Source organism: Xanthomonas sp. JAI131 (assembly GCF_013410075.1).
GTDB lineage: Bacteria > Pseudomonadota > Gammaproteobacteria > Xanthomonadales > Xanthomonadaceae > Xanthomonas_A > Xanthomonas_A bonasiae.
Window position 1 is genome coordinate 502,442 of the sequence record NZ_JACCCN010000003.1, and the last position, 21,762, is coordinate 524,203.

The window sequence follows — 21,762 nt, forward strand, 5'->3', positions numbered from 1 at the left end:
GCCGCTGTGCCATAAGTCACGTTCCGAGCCCGGCGTGCGCCCACTATGCTGGCCCATTCTCCTCATCAGGCCCGGCCCCATGCTTCGACCCTTGTCGTTGTTGATCTCCAGCATCCTCACTCTTGGCGTCGGCGCCGCCATCGCACCGGCCAGCGCCGCGCCGCCGGCACTGGCGGCCAAGGCCAAGGCCACCGTGCCGGAGATCGCCTACACCCGCTTCACCCTGCCCAACGGCCTGACCGTGGTGGTGCACGAAGACCACAAGGCGCCGGTGGTGGCGGTGAGCATCTGGTACCACATCGGCTCCGGCGACGAGCCGGCCGGCAAGACCGGCTTCGCCCACCTGTTCGAGCACCTGATGTTCTCCGGCTCGGAAAACCACAAGGGCACCTATTTCCAGCCGTTCGAGAAGGTCGGCGCCACCGACATGAACGGCACCACCTGGTTCGACCGCACCAACTACTTCGAGACCGTGCCGACCACCGCGCTGGACATGGCGCTGTGGATGGAATCGGACCGCATGGGCCACCTGCTCGGCGCGATCGGGCAGAAGGAACTGGATACCCAGCGCGGCGTGGTGCAGAACGAGAAGCGCCAGGGCGAGAACCGTCCGTACGGGCGCGTGGACGAGAACATCCTGGCCAACATCTTCCCGGCCAACCATCCGTACCAGCACGACACCATCGGCTCGATGGCCGACCTCGACGCGGCCTCGCTGGACGACGTCAAGCAGTGGTTCCACGACAACTACGGCGCCGCCAACACCACCCTGGTGCTGGCCGGCGACATCACCGTGGCCCAGGCCCAGGCCAAGGCCGAGCAGTACTTCGGCGACATCCCCGCCGGCAAGCCGGTGCCGCGCCAGCAGCCGTGGATCACCCCGCTGGCCAGGCAGACCCGCGGCGTGCAGCACGACCATGTCGCGCAGCCGCGCATCTACCGCACCTGGGTGGCGCCGCAGCTGGGCAGCGACGACGCCGTGCAGCTGGACCTGGCCACCACCGTGCTCGGCGGCGGCAAGACCAGCCGCCTGTACCAGCGCCTGGTGTACCGCGACAATCTGGTGGACGACGTCTCGGCCAGCATCCAGCCGTTCGCGCTGGCCAGCCAGCTGCAGATCACTGCCGACGTGAAGGACGGCGTGGACCCGGCCAAGGTCGAGGCCGCCATTGCCGACGAACTGAAGAAATTCCTGGCCGAAGGCCCGAGCGCCGACGAACTGCAGCGCGCCCAGGTCAACTACCGCGCCGGCTTCGTGCGCGGCCTGGAGAAGGTCGGTGGCTTCACCGGCAAGGCCGCGATCCTGGCCGAGGGCCAGGTCTATCGCAAGGATCCGGGCGCCTACAAGCACGACCTGGAGCGCGCGCAGGCGGCCACCGCGGCCAGCGTGCGCAAGGCCGCCGACACCTGGTTCGGCAAGGGCGACTACCTGCTGACCGTGCTGCCGGCCGGCGACGGCTTCGACCCGGTGGCCGAGGACAAGGCGGTCAAGCCGCTGCCCGCGGCCGACGGCAAGCCCGCGCCCACGCTGCCGGCCAAGGCCAGCTACAGCGTCGGCAAGAACCAGGTCGATCGCGCCGCCGGCATCCCGGAGACCACCCAGTTCCCGAGCCTGAGCTTCCCGCAGCTGCAGCGCGGCAAGCTCAAGAACGGCATCGAAGTGGTGCTGGCCGAACGCCACACCATCCCGGTGACCCAGGTCGAACTGCTGTTCGACGCCGGCTACGCGGCCGACCAGGGCGGCAAGCTCGGCACCGCCAACTTCACCGCGGCGCTGATGAACGAGAGCACCCGCAGTCTGGATTCGGTGGAAGTGGCGCAGCGCCGCCAGCGCCTGGGCGCGATCACCAGCGTGGCGTGCGAGCTGGACAGCTGCGCCGCCTCGCTCGACGCGCTCAACGACCAGCTGGCACCGTCGCTGGCGCTGTTCGCCGACATCGTGCGCAACCCGGCGTTCAAGGCCGAGGACATCGAACGCATCCGCGGCCAGTGGCTGGCCTCCATCGCGCAGGAGAAGACCCAGCCGCAGGGCCTGGCGCTGCGCACCCTGCCGCCGCTGCTGTACGGCCCGCAGCATCCCTACGGCGTGCCGCTCACCGGCAGCGGCACCGAAACGGCGATCAAGAGCCTGAGCGCCAGCGACCTGACCGCGTTCCAGAACAGCTGGCTGCGCCCGGACAACCTGCGCATCCTGGTCGCCGGCGACACCACCCTGGCGCAGATCATCCCGCAGCTGGACGCGGCGTTCGGCGACTGGCAGCCGCCGGCGGCCACGCGCCCGAGCAAGACCCTGTCGCAGGTCGCCGCACAGCCCAAGCCGCGCGTGTTCCTGATCAACCGCGCCGACGCGCCGCAGTCGCTGATCCTGGCCGGCCTGCTGGCGCCGTCGACCAAGGCGCCGAACAACCTCGCCATCGGCGTGGCCAACGGCGCCTTCGGCGGCACCTTCACCTCGCGGTTGAACATGAACCTGCGCGAGGACAAGCGCTGGGCCTACGGCGCCAACAGCTTCATGCTGGATGCGCAGGGCCAGCGCCCGTTCCTGTTCTTCGCCCCGGTGCAGACCGACAAGACCGCCGAATCGGCCGCGGAGATCCTGAAGGAAGCCAAGGCCGTGGTCGGCGACAAGCCGCTGACCGCCGAGGAGATCGCCAAGATCAAGAACCAGCGCATCCGCGCCCTGCCGGGCAGCTTCGAGACCACCGGCGCGGTGCTGGGCGCGGTCGAGAGCATCGTCCAGTACGGGCGTCCGGACGACTACGTGCAGACCCTGAAGACGCGCCTGGAAGGCATCGACCAGACCGCGGCGGAAGCGGCGATCAAGGAAATCGTCGCGCCGCAGGCGATGACCTGGGTGATCGTCGGCGATCTCAAGCAGATCGAGGCGCCGGTACGCGCGCTGAAGCTGGGCGAGGTGCAGGTGCTGGACAGCGACGGCCAGCCGGTCAAGGCGAAGGCCAAGGCCGCCGGCAAGCAGTAAGGCAACACGCGCATGGCCGGGAGGTCCCGGCCATGCGTGGCAAGGCGGCGTGCGGGCGGATCGCCCGCGATGCCGGAACGTCTTGGCGTGGCGACGCGCGCGCAGTGGTGCATACGCTGCCCGATCCCCAGTCTCGCATTAGAGGCACGCGCGCAAGCGCGCTGCCGATTGCAGCCATCGTTGCGCGCTGCACGCATCGGTCGCTCGACATCCAAGCAGTGCAGGGTCAGGACGACGGCCGCGAGCCGTTCCTTCCTGTTTCCGGAAAAGCTGGCTGACCGAGCATCCTCCCAGAAGTAGACTCGCCTCCTGGACGCTGCTGCCGATCGGAGATCGCGATGCTTGAAAACACATTCTCGGATGGCGAAGCGGCCATCACCCCAGCGGACCTGGATCACCTGGAATCCGTCATCGACCGGAAGCTACCGGCGTCTTTCAGGGCGCACTACCTCAAGTACAACGGCGGCATGCCTGAGCGAGCGTATTGGGTCGGCGAAGATGGTTACGAGCCGATCGAGGTCGCCACGTTCAAACCGATTGCGCATTGCGACTACACGCTGCTGTCCACCTACCGGTTGATGCTGCAGAAACAGGTTCTGCCCGCACGCCTGCTGCCGTTCGCGAACGACTGCGGCGGCAACTTCTTTTGTCTGGATCTGGACACGGGAGCCGTCCGCTATTTCACCACCGACACCTTCGACAGCGACCTCAGCCCGGAGCAAAACCAGGCCAACGCCGAAAGGCCTGTCTGTCCGGATTTCCTTCAGTTCGTCCAAGGGCTGATCGACGAGGAGGATGCGGACGAGGAATGAACCGGGCAGCAAAACGAGCATGGCAAGCAATGCCCTTCACGGCACCTGGCCGCAGCGCTTGCTATCCCGGACATCCTTCCCGCCGCTACCCGTTCGATGCCGACCGCTCCGCCACGCATCGCCAATCCCGCTCCGCGCATCCGCGTCGGCTGCGCCGGCTGGTCGATCGCCAGCACCCAGCGCGCGCTGGTCGGCGACGGCGCCAGCCAGCTGCAACGCTATGCGACCCGCTTCGATGCGGTCGAGATCAACTCCACCTTCTACCGCGCCCACCGTCCCGCCACCTACCAGCGCTGGGCCGACAGCGTGCCGGCGGACTTCCGCTTTTCGGCCAAGCTGCCGCGCACCATCACCCACGACGCGCGCCTGTCCGGCGTGGGGCCACTGTTGCAAACCTTCCTCGACGAAGCCGGCCACCTCGGCGACAGGCTCGGCTGCCTGCTGGTGCAACTGCCGCCGAGCCTGGCCTTCGATGCGCGCACCGCCGCCACCTTCTTCGCCATGCTGCGGCGCCGCTGGCACGGCGGCATCGCCTGCGAACCGCGCCACGCCAGCTGGTTCAGCGCGCGCGCCGAGGCCTTGTGGCAGCGCCACCGCATCGCCCGCGTCGCCGCCGATCCGGCGCTGAACGCCAGCGCCGCGCAACCCACCGGCACCGCGGCCCCGGCCTACTGGCGCTGGCACGGCGCGCCGCGCGTCTACTACAGCGACTACGCCGACGACACGCTGCGCGGCCTGGCCGAGCGCGTCGCCGCCGCCACGCCGCACACGGACGAAGCCTGGGTGATCTTCGACAACACCGCGCTCGGCCACGCCCTCGCCAACGCCGCCACGCTGCAGGCGCAACTGCGCGCGCTCGGCGCCGGCACCGCCGGCTGACCGCCACGCCCCGCCGGGGCCCGCCGTTTGCGGGACAAGGGCCCGCCCTGCTGCGGCAGGAACCGGACACTCGCTCGCCGCCCCTGTAGGAGCGGCTTCAGCCGCGACACACCGTGTCGGCACCCGGCTGCCGCCGATGCAAGGCGCTCCGCTTTCGTGCGCCAGGTCCGCAGACTCGGGCCAGCGGCCAACATCGACGCACCGCGCCGTCCGGCCCGCAGCGGCGGCGCCAAGCCCGGCAGGCGGCGGCGCCCGATTGGCCCCGCTCTTGCATCGCCTCCGGCATGTCTCCGCAACGCGCTCCGATTCAAGCCCACCGGCGCATGGCCGATATCGCCAGATCGGCCGATCGCGTCGCGGCTCGGTCGGATCGCTCCGCGCTTCCAGGTCTCGCCAGCGCGCGGCCGCCACAGCCGCCAGTCACCCGCCTCCTCCTTCGGTCGTTTACCATGCCGCACGCATCCTGCTCTGGACCCGAGATGAGCCATGCCGCTCCTCCCTGTTGCACGCCGCTGCTGAGCCTGTCGCTGGGCCTGCTGCTGGGCAACTACGACACCGCCTCGGCGCAGCCCGCGCCGACCGCGATGCAGACCGCGCCGGCGCCCGCGCCGCTGACCCCGGACCTGGCCTACCCCGAACTGTTCCAGGCGGTGCAGCAGCAGGAACTGTTCGACGACCAGAAGCACTTCGTCGATGCGCTGCCGCTGCGCGACCCGGCCCTGATCAACGCCGACTACCTGGCCCAGCGCCAGCAGCCGGACTTCGACCTGCGCCGCTTCGTCGCCGCCAACTTCGAGGAATCCGGCCCGGTGCAGACCGAGGCGATCCGCCAGGACACCGGCCTGCGCGAGCACATCGACGCGCTGTGGCCGCTGCTGGTGCGGCGCCAGGTGGACGTGCCGGCGCACAGCAGCCTGCTGTCGCTGCCGCAGCCCTACGTGGTGCCGGGCGGGCGCTTCCGCGAGGTCTACTACTGGGATTCGTACTTCACCATGCTCGGCCTGGTCGAGAGCGGCGAGCGCGAACGCAGCCGGCAGATGCTGGACAACTTCGCCTACCTGATCGACACCTACGGGCACATCCCCAACGGCAACCGCAGCTACTACCTGAGCCGCTCGCAGCCGCCGTTCTTCTCGCACATGGTGCAGCTGCAGGCCAAGGTGGAAGGCGACGCCGCCTATGCGCGCTACCTGCCGCAGCTGCAGAAGGAATACGCGTACTGGATGCAGGGCGCGCAGGCGCTGGCGCCGGGCAGCGCGCAGGCGCACGTGGTGCGGCTGGCCGACGGCAGCCTGCTCAACCGCTACTGGGACGCGCGCGACACGCCGCGCCCGGAAGCCTGGCTGCACGACGTGCGCACCGCCGCCGAGGCCAAGGACCGCCCGGCCGCCGAGGTCTACCGCGACCTGCGCGCCGGCGCCGAGAGCGGCTGGGACTATTCCAGCCGCTGGCTGGGCGACCGCAAGACCCTGGCCACGATCCGCACCACCGCCATCGTCCCGGTCGATCTCAACAGCCTGCTCTACCACCTCGAAACCACCCTGGCCCTGGCCTGCGCCAAGAACCCGGGCGCGGCCGGCTGCGACACCGACTACGCGGCCCTGGCCAGCGCGCGCAAGACCGCGATGGACAAGCACCTGTGGAGCGATGCCGGCTACTACGCCGACTACGACTGGCAGCAGCGCCGGCTGCGCGACCAGGTCACCGCCGCGGCGCTGTATCCGCTGTTCGTCGGCATCGCCTCGCCGGCGCGCGCCAAGCGCAGCGCCGACACCGTGCAGGCGCAGCTGCTGCGTCCCGGCGGCCTGGCCACCACCCGCCTGCATACCGGCCAGCAATGGGACGAGCCCAACGGCTGGGCGCCGTTGCAATGGATCGCGGTGGACGGCCTGCGCCGCTACGGCCAGGACGCGCTGGCGCAGCGCATCGGCAGCCGCTTCCTGGCGCGGGTGCAGGCGCTGTTCGCGCAGCAGCACAAGCTGGTGGAGAAGTACGGCGTCGACGCCAAGGCGCAGGGCGGCGGCGGCGGCGAATACGCGCTGCAGGACGGCTTCGGCTGGACCAACGGCGTGACCCTGCTGTTGCTGGACCTGTACGCCAAGCAGGCGCCCGCCCCAGCGCTGACGCCGGCCGCGCAGCAGGCGCGGCAGCCGGAGCCGGCCACGCCCTGAGGCGCCGGCCGGCGGGTATGCTGCGATCCTTGCCCAGACCCAAGGATCGAAGATGAGCGTACGTACCCTGGCCGAATTCCTGTCGGCCTCGCGCGAGAAGGACGCCTCGGCGGACGCGTTCGAACTGGAAAGCCCGCACCTGCTGGAAGTGCGCCTGGACGGCCTGGTGTGGGCCAAGGCCGGGGCCATGGTCGCGCGCAAGGGCGCGGTCAAGTTCACCCGCCAGGGCCTGCTGGAACAGGGCCTGGGCAACCTGCTGAAGAAGGCGGTCAGCGGCGAAGGCATGCAGCTGATGAAGATCGAGGGCCAGGGCCGCGTCTATCTGGCCGACGCCGGCAAGAAGATCACCCTGCTGCGCCTGGCCGGCGAGTCGATCTTCGTCAACGGCAACGACGTGCTCGCCATCGAGGCCGGCATCGACAGCCAGATCACCATGATGCGCAAGGTCGCCGGCATGCTCTCCGGCGGCCTGTTCAACGTGCGCCTGAGCGGCCACGGCATCGTCGCCATCACCTCGCACTACGAACCGCTGACGCTGCCGGTCAACGCGCAGAGCGGCCCGGTGTTCACCGACCCCAACGCCACCGTGGCCTGGTCCGGCGGGCTGACCCCGGAGATCGTCGCCGACGTCAGCCTGGGCACGCTGCTCGGGCGCGGCTCCGGCGAGAGCATCCAGCTGCGCTTCGCCGGCGAAGGTTGGGTGGTGGTGCAGCCGTACGAGGAAGTGGCGCTGCAGGCGAAGAGCTGAGCCCGGGCGCCGGAGACCGGCGCCGGCGTCAGCATGGACGCGCTGCCTGGCCGCGGCTGCGGCGAGAGCATGCAGCTACGTTTTGGAGGCGATTGCGGGGAATGGCGCAGCCGTACGACGAAGTGCGCTGCAGGCCAGGCGCTGAGGCCGAGCACCGGAGACTAGCGCCTGCGTCAGCCTGGACGCGCTGCCTGACCGCGGCGGCGGCGAGAGCATGCAGTTGCGTTTCGCAGGCGATCGCCGGGAATGGTGCAGCCGTACGACGAAGTGCGCCGCAGGCCAGGCGCTGAGGGCTGGCACACACGGTCAGCCTGGCTTGCCGATGGAATGGCCGGATGCCGCGCATAGCCGCCGGGTCGGTGCACCATGCTCCCTGCGCTGCCGCGCGCTGCGCGGACGCACCGTGGCGGCATGTGTGCGGATGCCAGGTTCGATCGTGCGTGCGTCGGCGGGGAAGCGCGCGACCGCGCGACCTGCAAGCCTTACGTGGGAACCCGCGCTACTGCGCCGGCGTTTCCGTCTTGATTCCCATCGCTTCGCGGTAGCGTTGATAGAGCGCCATCACCTTGTCGATGTAGTCGCGGGTTTCCGCATACGGCGGCACGCCGCGATAGCGCGCCACGGTGCCGATGCCGGCGTTGTAGGCGGCCGCGGCGAGCGTGCGGTCGCCCTGGTAGCGGCGCAGCAGCGACTGCATGTAGCGCGCGCCGCCGGCGATCGACTGGTCGGCGGCGAACGGATCGGCCACGCCGTATTCCTTCGCCACTTCGGGCATCAGCTGCATCACGCCCTGTGCGCCCTTCGGCGACACCGCCGCCGCGTCGAAGCCGCTTTCGGCGTGCGCGATCGCGCGCAGCCACGGGTCGTCCACACCGGTGGCGCGCGCCGCGGCGCGGAATTGCTTGGCGTGCATGTTCAACTGCGGCGCGCCGACCTTGCCCAGTCCCGGATGCGCCGCCTCGCCCGGCGGAGTGACTGCGGTGAAGCGCAGGTACGGACGCGACCCGGGCAGATTGCGCGTGGAGTACACCAGGCGCCCGTCCTGCTCGCGCTCGTACAGGGTGCCGCTGAACACGCCCATGCTGCCCCACAGGTTGGGCGTGGCGATCGCGGCATCGTCGAGCTCCTTCGGCGTGCATTTGGAGCCGGGCTCCGGCGCGGTCGCTAGGCTGACCGTGCCGTCGCGCACGCAGCGGTACACCGTGCGCGCCTGCGCGCCGGCGACGACGCAGCACGACAGCAGCAGGACCAGTAGCGTTCGGGAACAGGGCATGGGCGGCTGACGGAACGGGCGAAGGCGGGCGCGCATCATCGCGCACCGGACGTCGGCGCAGGTGAGGACCGGGCGGACGGCGCTTTCTGACGCGCGCCGTGTAGGAGCGGCTTCAGCCGCGACATGTTGCCGACGCCGCTGCAGTTCAGGCTCCGCTCGTCGCGACTGAAGTCGCTCCCACAGGAGACTTGCGGCGCGCCGGCCGGGTGCACTGTGGGGGGACTTCAGTCCCTGCCGCTTCCGAGATCGGATAGCCCGCCCACGCCGTTTGTCGCGGCTGAAGCCGCTCCTACAGGAGAGGCTTGCGGCGCGCCGGCCGGGTGCACTGTGGGAGGGACGTCAGTCCTGGCCGCTTCCGAGATCGGATAGCCAGCCCGCTCCGTTCGTCGCGGCTGAAGCCGCTCCTACTGGAGAGGCTTGCGGTGCGCCGGCCGGGTGCACTGTGGGGGGGACTTCAGTCCTGGCCGCTTCCGAGATCGGATAGCCAGCCCACTCCGTTCGTCGCGGCCGAAGCCGCTCCTACAGGAGAGGCTTGCGGCGCGCCGGCCGGGTGCAGTGCGGGAGGGACTTCAGTCCCGGCCGCTTCCGAGATCGGATAGCCAGCCCACTCCGTTCGTCGCGGCTGAAGCCGCTCCTACAGGAGAGGCTTGCGGTGCGCCGGCCGGGTGCGCTGTGGGAGGGACTTCAGTCCTGGCCGCTTCCGAGATCGGATAGCCGGCCCACTCCGTTTGTCGCGGCTGAAGCCGCTCCTACAGGAGAGGCTTGCGGCGCGCCGGCCGGATGCACTGTGGGAGGGACTTCAGTCTCGACTGCTTCCGAGCGCGGATAGCCGGCCCACGCCGCTTGTCGCGGCTGAAGCCGTTCCTACAACGGCACGCAGCCGGGAAAGCGCCACCGCTACGGCGCGCACGCCGCCAGTTTCTGGTCGGCATACCACAGCGCGCGCCGCGCCAGGTCGTAGGCGCTGTCGGCGGCGCGCGGCAGGGTCTGCTGCGCCAGGATCGGGTCGGCGCCGTGGGCCATGGCCTTTTCCACGCGCTGCAGTTCGTCCAGGTTGTCCAGCACCGGCTGCAGCAGGCGGCTGCGCTGCGCCGCCGGGCAGGCCGCGCGGCGCTGCTCCAGTTCGCCGATCGCCTTGCGGATCAGGCGGCTGGCTTCGCCGTCCAGGCCCGGCGCCTTTTCCAACGCGATCGGCGCGGCCTTGTAGGCATCGCCGGTGGCCTCGCTGCCGAGGTCGCCCGGGCGCTCGTGCAGCGCCGGGTTGAAGCGCACGTCCGGCGGCGGCCGCGCCACCGCCGACTGGTGGGTGCTCTTGGGCAGCATCTTCTTCATCGCATCGCCGATGCCCTGCATCGCCACGTCGCCCAGGGTGCCGCTGGTGGCCCAATCCTTGTCGAAGCGGGTGGGCCGGTAGTCGATCGGGTTCGGACGCTCGAGCAGGCGCTTGGCCTTGGCCAGGTCGCGCGGATTGGTGGTGCCCGGCGGGGTGCCTTGCGCCTCGGCGAACGGATCCACCGCCACGCCGTCCGGCAACCGCGCGCTGCCGTCGCGGGTGTACAGCGTGGCGCTCATCGGCGCGGCCTGCGTGGCCACGGGAGCGGCAGTGCGGGTCGGTGGCGGCAGCGGCGCTTGCGCCGCGCGCGCGGTGGCCGGCGCGCGCCGTGCCGCGGCATGCGGCGCGGACTGGGCGGCCTGCGGTGACGGCGGCGGCGCGGCGACCGGTTCCGGGCGCGGCACGAACACCAGCCGCATCGCGTCGTGGACGCGCGGCGGCGCCGCCGCCGGCGCGATCAACAGCAGGCGGCCGAGCAACAGCAGGATCAGCAAGGTGGTGGCGGCCGCGCCCAGGTGCAGCAGCCGGTCTTCCGCAGGCGCAGACGTCACGACGATCGAGATTCCATAGCGAGGTATGCGTCCACCGGAGGATTGTCTCCGGACTCCGCTATGGTGCCGTGAGTTCCTGTGCCGCAACGTGTCAATCGACGTCCAACGCCGTCATGTGCTGCCACCCGCCGCCGGACTGCGGGTGCAAAACCCCCGCCACGCTTGACGCTGCGCCGTGTCGCGAGGAAACCGGCTAAGGTGGCCGGCGCAGCTGCAGCGACAGCCGGCGTACAGCCAACACGCGTCGCCCCCTGGTTTGGAGAACGCCCCGTCGTGAAAACCCGTCTGCCATGAAGCACGCAACGATCCGCTGGCTGGGCGCCTGCCTGCTGAGCGCCGCCGCGGCGCTCCCGGCCACTGCCGCGCCGTCGCACCTGGACAGCATCGCGCAGCGCGGCACGCTGCGCGTGTGCACCACCGGCGACTATCTGCCCTACAGCCTGCTGCGTGCGGACGGCGGCTATGAAGGCATCGACATCGCCCTGGCGCAATCGCTCGCGGCCAGCCTGGAGGTGCCGGTGACCTGGGTCCCCACGCGCTGGGCGACGCTGCTGCCGGACCTGCTCGCCGATCGCTGCGACATCGCCGTCGGCGGCATCTCGGTGTCGCTGCAGCGGCAGCGCCACGCCTGGTTCAGTGCCGTGCTCGACGTGGACGGCAAGATCCCGCTGGTGCGCTGCGCCGACCAGCAGCGCTATCGCGACATCGCGCAGATCGATCGCGCCGAGGTGCGGGTGATCGAACCGCGCGGCGGCACCAACGAAGCCTTCGCCCGCCGCGAACTGCCGCAGGCGCGGCTGACCCTGTCCGACGACAACACCGCGATCTTCCGCGAACTGCTCGAAGGCCGCGCCGACGTGATGATCACCGATGCTTCCGAAGCGCGCTTCCAGCAGCGCCGCATGCACGGCCTGTGCGCGGTGAATCCGCAACAGCCGCTGCAGTACAGCGAAAAGGCGTTCCTGCTGCCGCGCGACGACATGGCCTGGAAGGCCTACGTGGACCAGTGGCTGCACCTGAGCAAGGCCAGCGGCGAGTACCGCAAGGCGCAGGCGCCGTGGTTGGGAGATGCGGCGGACTAGCGCCCGCATCGCAGACAGCCTGTCGCCAGTCGCTGCAGTGCATGGTGCCGGCGGTGCATGCGGAGAGCGCCCGGCGGTCCTTCGCGATCCCGCCGGCAAGGCGCTATGCTGCCGACGCCGGCGGCGATCGCTCCGGCAGAAAGGGACATCGACAAGGGGACACTCATGAAGAACGGATGGAGCGCGCTCGCGCTGGCGAGCGTGATGCTGGTGGCCGGGTGCTCGACCAATAGCGTGGTGCGCCAGAGCTACAAGGCCGCGGCGCCGGAAACCTACTGGTGCCAGGTCAAAGGCAACGAAGACACCGACGCCGAAAGCCTGGGCATGTTCCAGCGCCAGCTCGACGAAAAACTGGACGCGGCGCATCTGCGCGGCGCCGAGGGCAGTGCCGACGCGCGCAAGATGACGATCACCATCGACCATTACTACATGCGCAGCAACGGTGCGCGTTTCTGGGCCGGCATCATGGCCGGGCGCGACAAGATCAAGAGCAAGGTCGAGGTCGCGGGCGCAGATGGCAAGACCGCTGCGCGTTTCGATGTCGAGTCGACCAATACCAGCGCCTGGGGCACGTCCGAAGGCCTGGTCGGCCGCCACGCCGAAGAAATCGTCGAACGGCTCAAGCAGCTGCAGTAGGCAGGTGCGCTGGCGATCGCCGTTGTGCGGAGGACGCAACTGGCGTTCTCCGCGCGCGATGACTGTGCCGGAACACGCCCCACGCGGGTATTCGAAAGTGACGCGGCGTTGTGGGAGCGACTTCAGTCGCGACGGGCTTTATCGGTAATGCCCGTCGCGACTGAAGTCGCTCCTACAAAAAGGGCGCATGCCTGCAGATCGACAAGAGCATCGGCTCCGGAACGCGCCTGTGCAGATGGCTCAACGTGTCGCGCGCGCATCTCGCCGCGGTGCCGTGCGCCTACTCCAGCGTCACCCGCAGGTCGCGATTGGCCGTGGCCTGGTTGCCGCTGTAGTCGCTGGCGGTGATGCGGATCAGATAGTCGCCCGCGGGCAGCGCGCTCGGCTGCCATCGTCCTTCGGCGATGCGGCCGTCGCGCACGGTGTTGGTCACCACGTAGCGGAAGCGGGTCGTGGCGCTGCCGTGCACGGTGATGCCGCTGTCGGCCGCGTATGCCACCTTCACCGCATCGGCATCGGCGGGCATGCGGTCGAACTGGATGCTCGGCTGCGCCGGCGCGGCACCAGGCAGCGGCCGGCCTTGCGCATCGAGCACCTCGTAGCCCAGCGCATACAGGCCAAGGCGCCGGCGCGGCAGGTTGCGATCCACCTGGTCCCAGGCCTCCACCACGATCTGCACGCCGCCGTTGCCGCGCGCCACCCGCACCCGTCCTTGCGTCGCCGGCAGCGCCTGGCCGTTGCCGTCGAACAGCTCGATGCGCTGGATCTGCGGCGGGTAGTGATCGGCGTAGTCGCGGAAGCCGAGCAGCACCGCATTGCGTTCGAAGCCGCTGGCGCCCACGCTCAGATGCACATGCGCCATCGCGTTGATCGTGCCCAGCGCGTCGCCGGCGGCGAAGCGGGTGCCGCGCAGCACGCGCACCCGTTCCGGCGCGCCGCTGTCGTCGGCGAGCAGATGGAAGCGCTGCGGATCCAGCAACGCGCCCTGCGCGGTGCGCCCCACGCGCATGTGGATGTAGCCGAGCTGGTCCAGCGCCATGCCTTCGCCGAGTTTGCCCAGCGCCCAGGTCGCGCTGGGGCTGGCGACCTTGGCATCGGCGATGGCGTAGACCGTCTGCCCGACGTCGCCACGGATATCCAGGCCCGCATGCAGATGGTCGCGGCTCTCGCCCTGGTAGTTGCCGCGCACCTCGCCGAGCGTGCCGACCACTTCGTGCCAGCCATCCTGCGGACGCAGCGGCCAGCGGCCGTGGGTGGCCGGCAGCGGCTGTGCGGCGGCGGGTCCGATCACCACGGGCGCGGCGGCGGCAGCGGCCTGCGGCGTGGTCGGCAGCAACCGGTGCACCCGCGCGCTGCCCGCATCGGTGACATAGACCGCGCCGTCCGCGGCCACGGTCACGCCGGCCGGACGCGCCAGGCGGGTGTCGCTGCGCTCGCCGGACAGCACCAGCACGTGTCCGGTCGAGGTGACCTGCAGCACGCGGCCGTCGTCGCTGCCCACGTAGCCGTGGCCATCGAAGGTCAGCCCCAGACTCAGCGGCCGAGATAGCGGCGACGCCTCGCTGGCGCCGGCCAGGGTAACCACCCGCCCGTCCGGCAGCAGCTGGCGGATCGCGTCGTTGCGCAGGTCGGCGATCCACAGCACGCCGGCGCGATCCACCTTCAGGTCGGTCGGCGTATCGAAGCGCGCTTCGGCGCCGATGCCATCGGCATAGCCGGGGCGATCGCCGCCGGCGAGCGTGCGCACCTGGCCGTCGCGCTCGATCACGCGGATGCGGTCGTTGTAGGTATCGGCGACATAGACGCGCCCCTGCGCATCCACCGCCACGCCCATCGGGCCGTTGAAGCGCGCCTGCGCGGCCGGGCCATCGCGGAAGCCGGCCGTGCCGTCGCCGGCCAGCGTCGTCACCACGCCCTGCGCGCTGAGCTTGCGGATCGCATGGTTGCCGGTATCGGCGATGTACAGCGTGCCCGCCGCGTCCACGGCGATGCCCGATGGCGTGGCGAAGCGCGCCGCACTGGCGATGCCGTCGGCGAAGCCTTCGGCGCCGCCGGCAACGGTGGCGACCGTGCCGTCGCGGGCGATGCGGCGAATGCGGTTGTTGTCGCCGGCATCGGTCACGTACAGCACGCCGTGCGCATCGACCACGATGCCGTAGGGATCGGCGAAGCGTGCGCGTCCCGCGGCGCCATCGGCCAGGCCGCGCACGCCGTCGCCGGCCACCCACTGCAGCTGCGCCAGCCAACCCAACGGCGTCGGCGCCGGTGCGCTGGAGGCGCGCGCTACGCTGTGCGGACGTTCGCTTCGCCACCAAGCGAACAACGCGAGCGATACCAGCGCCAGCAACAGCAGCCACACCCCGGTCTTTCTCATATCCTGCCCGCGCGACGAATGGTCAGGCACCTTAGACAAAGCGCGCGGCGCAGGGAAGCGCGCGCGTGCTGGCGGCCTCCCTAAGCGAGCGCGCCTGCGAAATCGATGAACGCCACCGGCACCTGCGCGGTCAGCCAGACGCCGTTGTCGGCGCGATGGAACGCATGCCCGGCCTCGGCCATGGCCTGCGCGCGCACCGTCAGCAACACGGCCCGTCCATAGCGCTGCCCGACCTGCAACGCCGTGTCCGCCGACACCGACAGGTGCACGTGCTGGCGCTGGCCCGGCAGCAACCCATCGCGGCGGATCGCGTCCAAAAAGCGGGTCGCCGTGCCGTGGTACAGCTGCGGCGGCGGCTCCACGGATGCAAGGCCCAGGTCCACCGGCAGCGAATGCCCCTGGTTGGCGCGGATGCGCAGGCCATCGGCGCTGATCGCGAAACGCTGCTTGTCGCTGTCCGCCACCACCCGCTGCAGTTGCGCGGGGGTCAACGGATGCGTGGGCTGCGCCAGCCGCAGCAGTGCGTCGATCGATGCCCAGCCCTGCGCATCGAGCTGCAGTCCGATCGCCTGCGGCTGGTGCCGCAGCACCCAGCTCAGGAACCTGCTCGCGGTCTCGTCGGAACCTTCCATCGCAGCGGCCTCGGCATGCACTCGGGCCGGGCACGATAGACCACGTCGGCGCGATCAGCCACTCAGGCCGAGCTGTTCGGCCAGGTCGTTGCGCGGCGAACGGCCGTACAGGCGGCTGTATTCGCGGCTGAACTGCGACGGGCTCTGATAGCCGACGCGATAGCCGGCCGAACCCACGTCCATCCGCTCCACCACCATCAGCCGCCGCGCCTCGCGCAGGCGCAGCTGCTTCTGGTATTGCAGCGGGGTCATCGAGGTCACCGCGTTGAAATGGTGATGCAGCGAAGACGCGCTCATGTTCACCTGTCGCGCCAGGTCTTCGATCCGTATCGGTTCGGCGTAGTGCTGGCGCAACCACGCGATCGCCTTGGCGATACGGTTGCTGGGGCTGTCCTCCTGCGCGATGCGCAGCAGATTCGGGCCGCACGGTCCGGTCAGCAGGCGATACAGGATTTCCTGCTCGATCAGCGGCGCCATCGCGGCGATGTCGTCGGGCTGTTCCAGCAACCGGAGCATGCGCAGCGTCGCATCCAGCAACGCCGCGCTGGCGGTGTTGACCGACACGCCGCGCACGCAATCGGCGCTGGCCTGCGCCGGCAGCGGAATGCGTTCGAGCAGGTCGCGCAGCCGGTCCGGGCGGATCGCCATGGCCAAGCCCAGCAATGGCTGCTCCGGGCTGGCCTGGGTGATGCGCGATACCACCGGCAGGTCCAGCGCCACCAGCAGATAGGTGCCGGCCGCGTAGCGGTATTCCTCCGTGCCCAGGCTCAGGCACTTCTCGCCCTGCACCACCAGGGCGAAGCAGGGCCACTGCGCGGTGTGTGCCTTTGGCGAGGGCGCGGTGCGGTAGGAACAGAACAAGCCGTCGATGGCGGTATCGCCGTCGCCGTCGGGGACGGCCAATCGGGCAATGAGTGCGGCGATTTCTTGATAGCGGTCGGCGAGCGCGGTCATCGGCGTCGGGCGCGGTGGCGGGCAATCCAGGGACATACAGCTTGCCTGATGCTGCGACGGCGCGTTCGCCGCCGCGGCACGGTTTGCAGGATCGGACAAGAATTCCGCGGGATCGCGATAACGCGGCACGGCGCCGCGCTCGCATTCTGTTCAGGCCGGATCCCCCGTCGCGTCTACCGGAGTGCTCCCATGCCCATCCTGCTCCCCTCCTCCCCCACCTGTGCGCCGATCGCCGCCGCCGTGCCCTGCCGCCCGCTTTCCCCACACTGCGCCGCGCCGCGCAAAGCGCAGGGCTGAGCCGATGCAAGCGCATAGCGAAGCCCTGGAAATCACCACCTTCCGCCTGCAGGACTGCACCTGGCGCACCTTCCTGCGCGCCAACGCCGAGGTCGATGCCTGGCTGCAACGCCAGCCCGGCTTCCGCTCGCGGCGCATCGCGCGGCGCCGCGACGGCACCGTGGTCGACATGCTGCTGTGGGACAGCGTGGCGCACGGCACCGCCTCGGCGCGGCGGCTGATGCGCGAACTGCAAGGCGCCGCGATCCATGCACTGATCGATCCGGACACGGTGTCCTGGGACATCGCGCCGGTGCAGCACGTCAGCGGCGAGGAGCGCGACGACAGCGAGGCGGAAACCGAGGCGGACAGCCTCGCCGCCTAGCAATCGCGAGCGCCTGCACCCGCCGCCGCGCTCACACCCAGCCGCGGCGGCGGAACCACGCCAGCGGCAGCACCACGCTCAGCGCGATCACGCCCAGCGCCCAGTAATAGGCGTCGTGCCACTTGAGCTCGGGCATGTGCGCGAAGTTCATGCCCCAGATGCCGACCAGCACCGTCGGCGGAATGCCCACCACCGACGCCACCGCCATCACCTTCATCACGTTGTTCTGGTCCATGTTGATCATGCCCAGCACGCTGTCGAGCAGGAACTCGACGCGATCGTCCAGGTGCTGCTCGAACTCGCCCAGGGTGACCAGGTCCTTGTGCAGCAGGCCGATCCGCTTGGCCGCATCGGCGCCGAACCAGTCCGGCGCGGCGCCGTCCAGGTAGGTGGCCAGGCGCAACAGGCCCTGCCCGGCGTTGTGCATGCCGCCGAGCCGCCGGCCCATGCCGCCGACCTGGCGCAGCATCCGTTCCATGTCGCGCGACTTGTAGGGTTCGTCGAAGACAGCGCGCGTGGTCTCGGTGATCTCCGCCTCCAACGCTTCCAGCCGGTCCGCCAGGCGGCCGACCACCTGATCGAGCAGGCGCAGCAGCAGATCGTCGCTGGTCCGGCACGGATTCTTTTCCAGTTGCGCAGCCACCGCTTCCAGCGAGTCCATGCGCTGCTCGCGCTGGGTCACCAGCATCCGCGGCGACAGCGCGAAGCCCAGCGGCGCGGTCGGGCCGTCGTCGTCCTGGAAGCGCGGCACGTTGAGGAACAGCACATCGCCCTCGATGCGCACCCGGCTGCTGAACTCGATCTCGCCGATCGCCGCCCGCGTGGGCAAGGCGAACCCCACCTGCCGGTCGGCCTCGGCGAGTTCCTCGCGGCTGGGCTGGCACAGATCCACCCAGCAGAACGGTTGCGCGGAGGTTCCGGCAATGCGGTGGATCGTGATCATCGGGATCGGCTTGATGGCGGGAGGGCGCGAGCATCCTCCGCCGCGGCTGAAGCGAACGTCAACGGCGCAGGCACGCGGTGCGGCGGCCAACGCCGCGCCATCGCGCCGAACAGCGCCATCGCCGCGCTACGGCCGGCCCTCGCCACGCTGCCGCCGCTCAGGCGCGCGCGCCACCGCGGCGCTTCAACGCATAGCCGATGCCCAGCAGCAGGAACCAGGCCGGGCTGGCCAGCAACGCCTGCCGGGTGTCGTCCTGCAGCGTCAGCAGCGCCAGCACGAAGGCGAAGAACGCCAGGCACACGTAGCACATGACCACGCCGCCGGGCATCTTGAACGCCGAGGTCGCATGCAGCTGCGGGCGCTTGCGTCGGTAGGCGATGTACGCGCACAGGATCAGCGACCAGACGAACATGAACAGCACCGCGGCCAGCGTGGTGACCAGGGTGAAGGCGGTGACCAGGTTCGGGATCAGGTACACCAGCAGCGTGCCGCCGAGCAGGCACGCGCAGGAGAACAGCAGGCCGCGCGCCGGCACCGCCGCGCGCGACAGCCGGGCGAAACCGCGCGGCGCATGCCGCTCCTCGGCCAGGCCGTAGAGCATGCGGCTGGTGGAGAAGATGCCGCTGTTGGCCGACGAGGTGGCCGAGGTCAGCACCACGAAGTTGATCAGGCTGGCCGCGGCCGGCACCCCGGCCAGCACGAACAGCTCCACGAACGGGCTCTTGCCCGGCACCACCTCGCGCCACGGCGTCACCGCCATGATCGCGATCAGCGCCAGCACGTAGAACACCAGGATCCGCACCGGGATCGAATTGATCGCCTTGGGCAGGTTACGCTGCGGGTCGGCGGTCTCGGCGGCGGTGGTGCCGACCAGCTCGATGCCGACGAAGGCGAACACCGCGATCTGGAAACCGGCGAAGAAGCCGCCGATGCCCATCGGGAACATGCCGCCGTCGTTCCACAGATTGGCCAGCGCCGCCACATGCCCCGACGGCGACTGGAAGCCCCAGGCCACCAGCCCGGCGCCGGTGAGGATCAACGCGCAGATGGCCACGATCTTGATCAGCGCGAACCAGAATTCCATTTCGCCGAACAGCTTCACCGTCACCAGGTTCAGGCTCAGCAGCAACAGCACGCACAGCATCGCCGGGATCCACGGCGCCAGGCCCGGGAACCAGAACTGCGCGTACGCGGCGATCGCGATCACGTCGGCGATGGCGGTGATGATCCAGCAGAACCAGTAGGTCCAGCCGCAGAAGAACCCGGCCCAGGGGCCAAGCAGGTCGGTGGAGAAGTCGATGAACGACTTGTACTCCAGGTTCGACAGCAGCAGTTCGCCCATCGCGCGCATCACGAAGAACAGCATCGCGCCGATGATCAGGTATACGAACAGGATCGACGGCCCGGCCAGGCTGATGGTCTTGCCCGAGCCCATGAACAGGCCGGTGCCGATGGCGCCGCCGATCGCGATCAGCTGCAGGTGGCGGTTGGACAGGCTGCGCTTGAGATGGTCGGGCTGGGCGGACGGGTCGGACATGGGCGCGGCCATCGGCGGGGACGATCCGACAACATAGAAGATGCGACGCGCACGCGCCAGAGCGCTGCGCCCGCGTTGCGCGCGGAAATCGGCACAAGGCGCGCCACGCCCGGGCGCCGGCGCTTCAGACGATCTTGGTGCGGCGCCACCACTGCGTGACTTTTTCCTCGCGCACCAGGGTGAACAGCCCTGCGCCCAGGATCAGCGCGATGCCGACCAGCATCGGCCAGTCCAGGTGGTCGTGGAACAGCCAGTAGCCGAAGCCGATCGCCCAAAGCATCTGGCTGTACTGGGTCGGCGCCACCGCGCTGACCGGGGCCAGCCGCGACGCGTACATCAGGAAGATCGCCGCCAGCCCCGCGAGCAGGCCATAGCCGGCGAGCAGCACCCATTGCTGCCAGGTCGGCCACACGAAGGTCGGCAACATCAGCAGCGCGCCCATCAGCAACGGGCCGAGCACGCCGGCGCCGTACAGGGTCAGGCGCTTCTCGCCCGGCCCGGCCATGCGCAGGCTGATCACCGAGATCGCCCCGACCAGGCCGCAGACGATGGCCGCGACATGGCCCTCGCCCAGGTGCCGGAAGCCGGGCCGCAACACGACCAGCACGCCGATGAAGCCGACGATCACCGCCAGCCAGCGCCGCCAGCGCACCTCCTCCTTGAGCAGCAGCACCGACAGCACGGTGACGAAGATCGGCATCAGGAAGATCAGCGCGAACGCCTCGGCCATCGGCAACAGCGTGAACGCGGTGACCGCCGACAGATTGCCGACCGCGCCGGTGAACGCGCGCAACAGCCAGATGCTGGGGCGCTGCGCCACCACCACCTCGCGCCAGCGGTCGCCGCGCTTCTTCAGGAACGGCAACGCGGCGAGCATCAGCAACGCGCCGAAGAACACCACTTCGTACGCCGGCAGCGTGCCCTCCAGGCCCTTCACGAACGCATCGCTGATCGAATAAGCGGCATAGCAGGCGAAACCGAGCAGCACACCTTTGAGCATCGCGGATCCTGGGCGCTGGCGCCGCGAGCGGCGTCGGCCATTGAGGGGGAGAGGACGGCATCATTATGCGTCGCCATCGCCACGGCCACCATGACGGTTCGCCGCAACCAGCACGCGCGCGCGCCAGGTGCCGCTGTGCGGACTGCGCCGCCGTCGCCGACGAATGCCGTGCGACGCATGCCGACGACCGCAGGCCTGGCACGCCGCGGCCGCGCCAGCGCAGGACTTCGCACCGGGCCTCGGTTACGATGCCCTCCCCATCTCGACGACCCGGCCTCGCGCAGCGCGCGCTGGCGCATCGCCTCCCTCCACGTGACCCAGTCCTCCGGCCCCCTGCTGACCCGCCCGCTCGCCGACGCGCTGCTTGCCGCACGCGATGGCGGCGCCGCCACCTGGACCGGGTCGCTGGACCTGCAGCGCAGCGAGGGCCAGGCCCTGCTCGCCGCGGACAGCTGGCAGTGGCGCGGGCAGGCGTATCCGTATCCGTCCAGGCTCAAGGACCGCACGATCTACCACTGGGACGGCGAAGACTTCGCGCCGGTGTCGCGCTTCGGCGGCGCGCTGATCAAGCTGGTGCCGACCGAATGGGGCGCGCCGACCTTCGAGATCGACGGCATCAAGATGCTGCCCAGCGCGCAGCTGTCGCCGTTCGAGGACGCGCGGCGCAAGGTCGCGCTGATCGAACCGCGCGGCAAGCGGGTGCTCGACACCTGCGGCGGGCTGGGCTATTTCGCCGCCTGCGCGCTGGAGGCCGGCGTGGCGCAGTTGCACTCGTTCGAGAAGAACGCCGACGTGCTGTGGCTGCGCACGCTCAATCCGTGGTCGCCGGATCCGGCCGCCAGCGAGGGGCGCCTGCAGCTGGCGCACGCCGACGTCGGCCAGGCCGTCGGCGCCATCGCCAGCGATTCGATGGATGCGCTGCTGCACGACCCGCCGCGCTTCGGCATCGCCGGCGAGCTGTACTCGCAGGCGTTCTACGACCAGCTCGCGCGGGTACTGCGTCGCGGCGGGCGGCTGTTCCACTACACCGGCAGCCCGAACAAACTGACCAGCGGCCGCGACGTGCCGCGCGAGGTGGCCAAACGCCTGGAGAAGGCCGGCTTCCGCGCGGACCTGGCGCTGGATGGGGTATTGGCGACGCGTCGTTAGGCTGTCTCGACTCGATCGTGGTCCTTGCAGGAGCCGCGCCGAGTCGC

The 21,762-nt window shown here is 70.1% G+C and carries 18 protein-coding genes; 10 read left to right on the forward strand and 8 right to left on the reverse strand.

What is annotated here, in order from left to right; genetic code table 11:
- Window positions 1-79: 79 nt before the first annotated feature.
- The 6 genes from HDC36_RS15220 (at window position 80) to HDC36_RS15245 (ending at window position 7,590) form a co-directional block, all read left to right on the forward strand.
- Entirely contained in the window at window positions 80-2,980 is a 2,901-nt protein-coding gene (locus tag HDC36_RS15220; protein ID WP_179568926.1) for a pitrilysin family protein, read from the forward strand.
- A 32-nt stretch (window positions 2,981-3,012) separates the two neighbouring features.
- Window positions 3,013-3,258 carry a hypothetical protein gene (locus tag HDC36_RS15225; RefSeq protein ID WP_179568928.1) on the forward strand — a complete coding sequence of 82 codons (246 nt, stop codon included), beginning with the start codon at window positions 3,013-3,015 and terminating at the stop codon, window positions 3,256-3,258.
- 60 nt (window positions 3,259-3,318) lie between these two features.
- Complete coding sequence (locus tag HDC36_RS15230) at window positions 3,319-3,792, forward strand: SMI1/KNR4 family protein (protein ID WP_179568930.1); 474 nt, start codon at window positions 3,319-3,321, stop codon at window positions 3,790-3,792.
- Window positions 3,793-3,888: 96 nt separating this feature from the next.
- Entirely contained in the window at window positions 3,889-4,671 is a 783-nt protein-coding gene (locus HDC36_RS15235; protein WP_179568932.1) for a DUF72 domain-containing protein, read from the forward strand.
- A 479-nt stretch (window positions 4,672-5,150) separates the two neighbouring features.
- On the forward strand, window positions 5,151-6,842 hold the full coding sequence (gene treA / locus HDC36_RS15240; protein ID WP_179568934.1) for an alpha,alpha-trehalase TreA: 1,692 nt from the start codon (window positions 5,151-5,153) through the stop codon (window positions 6,840-6,842).
- 52 nt (window positions 6,843-6,894) lie between these two features.
- Entirely contained in the window at window positions 6,895-7,590 is a 696-nt protein-coding gene (locus HDC36_RS15245) for an AIM24 family protein (protein WP_179568936.1), read from the forward strand.
- Window positions 7,591-8,089: 499 nt separating this feature from the next.
- On the opposite strand, the gene HDC36_RS15250 is transcribed toward HDC36_RS15245, so the two are convergent.
- Both HDC36_RS15250 and HDC36_RS15255 read right to left on the reverse strand, forming a co-directional pair.
- Complete coding sequence (locus tag HDC36_RS15250; protein WP_179568938.1) at window positions 8,090-8,863, reverse strand: lytic transglycosylase domain-containing protein; 774 nt, start codon at window positions 8,861-8,863, stop codon at window positions 8,090-8,092.
- 897 nt (window positions 8,864-9,760) lie between these two features.
- Entirely contained in the window at window positions 9,761-10,747 is a 987-nt protein-coding gene (locus HDC36_RS15255; RefSeq protein ID WP_179568940.1) for a hypothetical protein, read from the reverse strand.
- 290 nt (window positions 10,748-11,037) lie between these two features.
- Between HDC36_RS15255 and HDC36_RS15260 the strand changes: the two genes are divergently transcribed.
- Together HDC36_RS15260 and HDC36_RS15265 are read left to right on the forward strand one after the other, a co-directional pair.
- Window positions 11,038-11,829, forward strand: coding sequence for a transporter substrate-binding domain-containing protein (locus HDC36_RS15260; protein WP_179568942.1), 792 nt, complete (start codon window positions 11,038-11,040; stop codon window positions 11,827-11,829).
- 105 nt (window positions 11,830-11,934) lie between these two features.
- A complete protein-coding gene (locus tag HDC36_RS15265; protein ID WP_255432758.1) occupies window positions 11,935-12,465 on the forward strand; it encodes a DUF4410 domain-containing protein in 531 nt (176 codons plus the stop codon).
- A gap of 280 nt (window positions 12,466-12,745) precedes the next feature.
- Here the strand turns inward: HDC36_RS15265 and HDC36_RS15270 are convergent, their stop codons facing one another.
- From HDC36_RS15270 to HDC36_RS15280, 3 genes are all read right to left on the reverse strand, one after another.
- The gene (locus HDC36_RS15270) at window positions 12,746-14,839 is read right to left on the reverse strand and encodes an NHL repeat-containing protein (RefSeq protein ID WP_179568944.1); all 2,094 of its coding nucleotides are present in this window, start codon (window positions 14,837-14,839) and stop codon (window positions 12,746-12,748) included.
- Between the two features lie 80 nt (window positions 14,840-14,919).
- Window positions 14,920-15,471: an RNA 2'-phosphotransferase gene (locus HDC36_RS15275; RefSeq protein ID WP_179568946.1), complete on the reverse strand. Its 552-nt coding sequence runs from the start codon at window positions 15,469-15,471 to the stop codon at window positions 14,920-14,922.
- 54 nt (window positions 15,472-15,525) lie between these two features.
- Window positions 15,526-16,425: an AraC family transcriptional regulator gene (locus tag HDC36_RS15280; protein ID WP_179569444.1), complete on the reverse strand. Its 900-nt coding sequence runs from the start codon at window positions 16,423-16,425 to the stop codon at window positions 15,526-15,528.
- A 301-nt stretch (window positions 16,426-16,726) separates the two neighbouring features.
- On the opposite strand from HDC36_RS15280, the gene HDC36_RS15285 reads away from it, so the two are divergent.
- Complete coding sequence (locus HDC36_RS15285; RefSeq protein WP_179568948.1) at window positions 16,727-17,086, forward strand: hypothetical protein; 360 nt, start codon at window positions 16,727-16,729, stop codon at window positions 17,084-17,086.
- A gap of 31 nt (window positions 17,087-17,117) precedes the next feature.
- Here HDC36_RS15285 and HDC36_RS15290 read toward each other — a convergent pair whose 3' ends face one another.
- From HDC36_RS15290 to HDC36_RS15300, 3 genes are all read right to left on the reverse strand, one after another.
- Window positions 17,118-18,029, reverse strand: coding sequence for a CorA family divalent cation transporter (locus HDC36_RS15290; RefSeq protein ID WP_179568950.1), 912 nt, complete (start codon window positions 18,027-18,029; stop codon window positions 17,118-17,120).
- A 157-nt stretch (window positions 18,030-18,186) separates the two neighbouring features.
- Window positions 18,187-19,566, reverse strand: coding sequence for a D-serine/D-alanine/glycine transporter (gene cycA, locus HDC36_RS15295; RefSeq protein ID WP_179568952.1), 1,380 nt, complete (start codon window positions 19,564-19,566; stop codon window positions 18,187-18,189).
- 124 nt (window positions 19,567-19,690) lie between these two features.
- Entirely contained in the window at window positions 19,691-20,566 is an 876-nt protein-coding gene (locus HDC36_RS15300) for a DMT family transporter (RefSeq protein WP_179568954.1), read from the reverse strand.
- 312 nt (window positions 20,567-20,878) lie between these two features.
- Here HDC36_RS15300 and HDC36_RS15305 point away from each other — a divergent pair, with 312 nt between their 5' ends.
- Window positions 20,879-21,715: an SAM-dependent methyltransferase gene (locus HDC36_RS15305; protein WP_179568956.1), complete on the forward strand. Its 837-nt coding sequence runs from the start codon at window positions 20,879-20,881 to the stop codon at window positions 21,713-21,715.
- Window positions 21,716-21,762 lie beyond the last annotated feature (47 nt).